This is a genomic window from Bacillus sp. KNSH39 (assembly GCF_052656585.1).
Window position 1 is genome coordinate 4,137,501 of sequence record NZ_JBQXYO010000001.1, and the last position, 5,000, is coordinate 4,142,500.

At 34.9% G+C, this 5,000-nt stretch carries 6 protein-coding genes and 2 rRNA genes (2 of these 8 cut by a window edge); 2 read left to right on the top strand and 6 right to left on the bottom strand.

Annotation, left to right across the window (positions count from 1 at the left end; translation table 11 throughout):
* A 23S ribosomal RNA gene (locus tag ACUL40_RS21255) occupies positions 1–281 on the top strand; it begins 2,641 nt to the left of the window's first position.
* A gap of 49 nt (positions 282–330) precedes the next feature.
* Positions 331–446, top strand: a 5S ribosomal RNA gene (rrf, locus tag ACUL40_RS21260).
* 75 nt (positions 447–521) lie between these two features.
* On the opposite strand, the gene ACUL40_RS21265 is transcribed toward rrf, so the two are convergent.
* From ACUL40_RS21265 to ACUL40_RS21290, 6 genes are all read right to left on the bottom strand, one after another.
* Positions 522–980: an ASCH domain-containing protein gene (locus ACUL40_RS21265; protein WP_001072420.1), complete on the bottom strand. Its 459-nt coding sequence runs from the start codon at positions 978–980 to the stop codon at positions 522–524.
* Between the two features lie 354 nt (positions 981–1,334).
* The gene (gene uppP / locus ACUL40_RS21270; protein WP_001279958.1) at positions 1,335–2,132 is read right to left on the bottom strand and encodes an undecaprenyl-diphosphate phosphatase UppP; all 798 of its coding nucleotides are present in this window, start codon (positions 2,130–2,132) and stop codon (positions 1,335–1,337) included.
* A gap of 17 nt (positions 2,133–2,149) precedes the next feature.
* The gene (locus ACUL40_RS21275) at positions 2,150–2,887 is read right to left on the bottom strand and encodes an ABC transporter permease (protein ID WP_063245337.1); all 738 of its coding nucleotides are present in this window, start codon (positions 2,885–2,887) and stop codon (positions 2,150–2,152) included.
* The gene (locus tag ACUL40_RS21280; protein ID WP_000074581.1) at positions 2,880–3,809 is read right to left on the bottom strand and encodes an ABC transporter ATP-binding protein; all 930 of its coding nucleotides are present in this window, start codon (positions 3,807–3,809) and stop codon (positions 2,880–2,882) included. Before ACUL40_RS21280 ends, ACUL40_RS21275 begins: the two co-directional genes overlap by 8 nt.
* 68 nt (positions 3,810–3,877) lie before the next feature.
* On the bottom strand, positions 3,878–4,891 hold the full coding sequence (locus ACUL40_RS21285) for a sensor histidine kinase (RefSeq protein ID WP_445423125.1): 1,014 nt from the start codon (positions 4,889–4,891) through the stop codon (positions 3,878–3,880).
* Positions 4,881–5,000: the 3' portion of a response regulator transcription factor gene (locus tag ACUL40_RS21290; RefSeq protein ID WP_000651997.1), read on the bottom strand. 594 nt of this gene lie beyond the right edge of the window; 120 of the gene's 714 nt are visible here — the last part of the coding sequence; its start codon lies off the right edge, out of view — the gene reads right to left on this strand; the stop codon is at positions 4,881–4,883. Before ACUL40_RS21290 ends, ACUL40_RS21285 begins: the two co-directional genes overlap by 11 nt.

Below are 5,000 nucleotides of genomic sequence, written 5' to 3' on the forward strand. Positions count from 1 at the left end.
TCGTGGGCGTAGGAAATTTGAGAGGAGCTGTCCTTAGTACGAGAGGACCGGGATGGACGCACCGCTGGTGTACCAGTTGTTCTGCCAAGGGCATAGCTGGGTAGCTATGTGCGGAAGGGATAAGTGCTGAAAGCATCTAAGCATGAAGCCCCCCTCAAGATGAGATTTCCCATAGCGTAAGCTAGTAAGATCCCTGAAAGATGATCAGGTTGATAGGTTCGAGGTGGAAGCATGGTGACATGTGGAGCTGACGAATACTAATAGATCGAGGACTTAACCATATAATATGTAGCAAATGTTATCTAGTTTTGAAGGAATATGCCTTCATAGTTTGGTGATGATGGCAGAGAGGTCACACCCGTTCCCATACCGAACACGGAAGTTAAGCTCTCTAGCGCCGATGGTAGTTGGGACCTTGTCCCTGTGAGAGTAGGACGTCGCCAAGCAACTTTAAGACGAGTCAGAATGACTCGTCTTTTTTGTGTTTATAAAAATAAGAATGGCTGGTAAATCTCAGTTTATTAAAATTTCACTTTATTGTTCACATCAACAAGTTCAAAACGCTCACAGACGAGTAACATATCTTCAGAGAAATTAAGACCAATCTCATTTAGTTCCTTTGTAAAAAAACGAACATGGGTGTCTCTCCAGTAATTATAAGTACGATCTCCTTCGCCTTCAGCGATAGCGAATTCTTCGCTTACTTCATTCATTGGTGTTACAGTTACTTCTATTGTCTTAATAATAGCTACAGGTTCATCATTACTATTGAGTATAATACTATAATCATTAGTAGTCGGTAGCGATTCATTTTCTAATTCATAAAAAATGTGACCGGAGCATGTAGCTGTTTTAATACCGTCAATTACTAGTTGTGCAAGATAATTAGGGGCATCCCCAAATTGCCAAGCTGTAACAGATTCTGGTTTTTTGTTGTTTCCCCAATAAGTATCCCAATATGTCTGTGCTAATTGATTCATTTTTATCGTCACCTCACTCTAATTAATATTTAATCTCTTTATAATTCCTAGGAAATTTATTTATTTGTTATGCCTTTGTACTTATTTTTAATTTGTATCAGTGTTTTGCAAATTAAAAAGATACTATGTGGAGTGAATATAGTTTGTAAATATGTTCTGTACATATATGGGATCTTTAATTTTCCAATTGCATTTTATGATAAAGGACATAGTTACTTAAAGAACGTTCAGATTATGAATGGTAGTTTATTATCACTATGCCATATTGAAGTGAGTAATACTAGAGTTGAAATAGATAAAAAAACCGATATTCTAAATTGAATATCAGTTTAATAATATGTGACTTATATGAATCTATAGCAATACGAAAAGCGTAAATAAGATAGCCAACAAAATACGGTAGTATGCAAAAGGTTTTAAACCTATCTTCTCTAAAAGCTTTAGAAAAGTTACTACTGCTAGCATCGCTACTATAAAAGAGGTAATGAATCCTACCGCGAACATAGGGATGTCATCGACACTTAAATACTTCCAACTTTTTAGTAAGTCTAAGCCTGTTGCCCCAATCATTACAGGAAGAGCTATTAGAAAAGAGAATTCAGATGCAGTCTTATAATTTACTTTTGCTAATAGACCTCCAGAGATAGTAGAGCCAGCTCTAGAGAAGCCAGGGTATACCGCTAAGCACTGAAATAATCCGATTGTTAAAGCTTGGCGGTATGTTAAATCGTCCAGTGAATAGGCTGCTGCCCCTTTCTTTTTTACTTCTGCAAAGATCATAAGAATTGCCCCTGCTACAAGTCCAATCACAACAGTGTATGGCTGGAATAAGTATGTTTTAATAATATCATGTAGTAGCAAGCCAGCAACCACTGCCGGAAATACGCCAAGAAATACATGGAACGCGTTGAATTTTTTTTCTTTCTGTATAAGAGGTTTAATATTACATAAAGAAACGAGACGTTTATGATATAAAATTGCAATAGCTAAAATTGCGCCTAGCTGAATAACAATTTCAAACGTTTTTGCTCTTTCTCCCTCAAAGCCTAATAAATGCCCGACTAATATAAGGTGGCCAGTAGAAGATATAGGTAAAAATTCAGCTAATCCTTCTACAATACCGAGTATGAAGGCAATAATGATATCGCTCATAGTTTCACTCCTATACATTAATGAATGTCTACTTTTTTAAAATAGAATAGTGTTGCAATAAATCCGGAAATTGTCGTTACTGCAATGATGATATAAGAATACTCTGGTGGATATGTCGGTTGTAATTCGTTATTTGCGATATCTAGAGTAGCGGTCCACGGAAATAAATCTTTATGCTTGGAGTTTACGAGCATAAGATTAGTCATTGTAATAATGACTGTTAATATAATGGGTGGTACATAGCTCTTCATTACAAGAGTTAGTAGCACAATAGGTGAAGACAATAGAAAGAGAAGTCCACCACATATTAAAAATTCTAGGAAAGAACCTAAAAGTAAAGAAATGTTAAAACCAGGGAAGTTCCCCAATAGCCCTAATATTAAAGTAAGTGCCCAAGCGACTAAAGTTAGCATCATAATCCAAAGAAAGAGAATGATGAATTTACTTGTAATAAAGCTAATGCGTGACACGGGGATAGTTAGTAAATTTTTCAGTGTATCTTCTGTATATTCGCGGGTAAGCAAATAAGCAACCACTACTCCATATAAGGGGAATCCTATAACTAAAGTAGTATATAAGTTAACGTCAGTAAATAATTGATTGAACCAAATAGTTGGAGTTGGCTGTTTTGTTTTTATATGTATATAAGAGGCTACTACAACTAAGAAAGGTGCGACACCAGCACCAATAATGCTAATTAAAAACATATTAGAGCGTTTTAGTTTTAAGAGTTCTGTATAGAGTAGATTAACCAATTGTTCCACCTCCAACTAGTTTGGTGAAATAATCTTCTAGTCTATCTTCACTTATCATCATTTTTAATACTTCAATATCGTTAAGAACGAACGTTCTGTTTATGTATCCTTGTTGTCCAAAATGAGAGTAAATACGAATATTTCCTTCATCATGTACTTCATAATCAAAAATTTGAAGATGATTTTCTAATAACATCACAGCTTTATCGTCATTATTCACTTGAAACTCTATGTACTTACGGTTTGCTTTGCGCAGCGTATCAAGAGAAACTTCTTCTAGTAACTTTCCTTCATGAATAATTCCGATACGATCAACTAACTGTTCTACCTCGGCTAATATGTGACTAGAAATCAGTATTGTTATATTTCTTTCTTGAGCTAAAGAATGAATAAGTTTTCGCATTTCTTTAATACCAATAGGGTCTAGTCCGTTAGTTGGTTCATCTAATATGAGTAGCTCAGGATAATGGAGAAGAGCACGCGCAATTCCTAAGCGTTGCTTCATTCCTAAAGAATACTTTCCTACTAACTTTTTTGTCTCATGCTGCAAACCTACTATTTCTAATGCTTCTTCGATAGCATTCTTTTTGTGAACCCCAATTATTTTTGCATTAATTAATAGGTTTTCTTTTGCAGTTAAGTTTTCATAAAATCCTGGAACTTCAACTATAGAACCAATTCTGCTTAAAATATCTTTTTGATTTTGGAATAAGTTCTCTCCGAATATTTCAATCGTTCCACTTGTAGGCTTTATAAGACTAAGCAGCATGCGAATGGTTGTTGTTTTACCAGCACCGTTGCGGCCTATGAAGCCATAAATCTCCCCTTGTTGAACATTAATATTTAAATTATCTACTGACTTTTGATTGCCATATACTTTAGTAAGGTTAGTCGTTTTTATAATTGTATTTATAGGAGACACCAGCTTTCTATAAGTTCTTACTTACATCATAAAAAGGAAGGCTTAACTGCATATTAATCATTTCTTAACTATTTCTTAAAAGTATTGTGTTTTGGAATAGAAAAGCCAAAAGTAGTTCGTTTCCATGGAGTACTTTCAACCCATATATGTCCACCGTTTTTCTCAACGAGCGCTTTGGAAATAGAAAGCCCGAGACCGCTACCACCAAATGAAGAGTTTCTTGATTGTTCGCTTCGGTACATTCGCTCAAATACGTTTTGTAAATCATGTTTTGGAATACCAGGGCCTTGATCCCAAATATGAAGTTCGTATTCTGCATCAGCTTCTAGCAATTCGACTCCTATTGTTTTCCCATCCTTTCCGTAATAAATTGCATTTTTCATTAAATTACCGATAATCCGCATAATGCTTAGATGATCTGCGATGATAGGACAAGTAGACTCTGGTATGCGAATTTGCAGTTCGATGTTATGTTTTGAGAGCTCAGGTAAAAATTCAATTAAAACTTCTCTAGTAACTTCAGAAAAGTCGAGTTCTTCTTCTTTTAGTGGAAATTCATTAGCGTCTAGCTTCGCCATATTGAATATTTCATCAACTAGGTGCTTTAAGTTATTTGATTTCATATAGAGTATTTTAAGATATTCTTGTTTTTCTATTTCAGAAGCAGCAACTCCGTCTTTCAAAGCATCTATATATCCGATAATGGAGGTGAGTGGTGTTCGTATATCGTGGGAGATACTAGACAAAAGTTGTTTTCTGGATTCCTCGGATCTTTTGGCTTCAATTTGAACCTGCTCTAATTTACCTATTAGCTCGTTTATTGAAAAAACGATATTATGTAATGAGTGGTCATTGCTTGTGAATAATCTCGTTTGTAAGTTTCCTTTTAGTACACGACTTAATTTAGTATCCATTGCTTTGCGATGTTGAATGAATTGTATTCTTGAAAAGAAGAGATAAATTGTAATTAAGATAAGGATAATAAATAAAGACATTGTGATTCTTGGATCCATTTGTATGTTTAAAATCCCGCAAATGATAAGTTGTAATGAAATCAGGAAGAGGGTTTTATCAGTCTTCAAGCTTTTCACCTACAAACTTATAACCAATTCCCCATATAGTCTGAATGAATTTTGGATTGGAAGGGTCAATTTCTATTTTCTTTCTAAGTTTTCGAATATGTACCATAAC

What these genes read in the sequence shown, in the direction of transcription:
- ACUL40_RS21265 (WP_001072420.1), bottom strand. Translation starts at nt 980, where the DNA reads ATGAATCAATTAGCACAGACATATTGGGATACTTATTGGGGAAACAAC.
- uppP (WP_001279958.1), bottom strand. Translation starts at nt 2,132, where the DNA reads ATGAGCGATATCATTATTGCCTTCATACTCGGTATTGTAGAAGGATTA.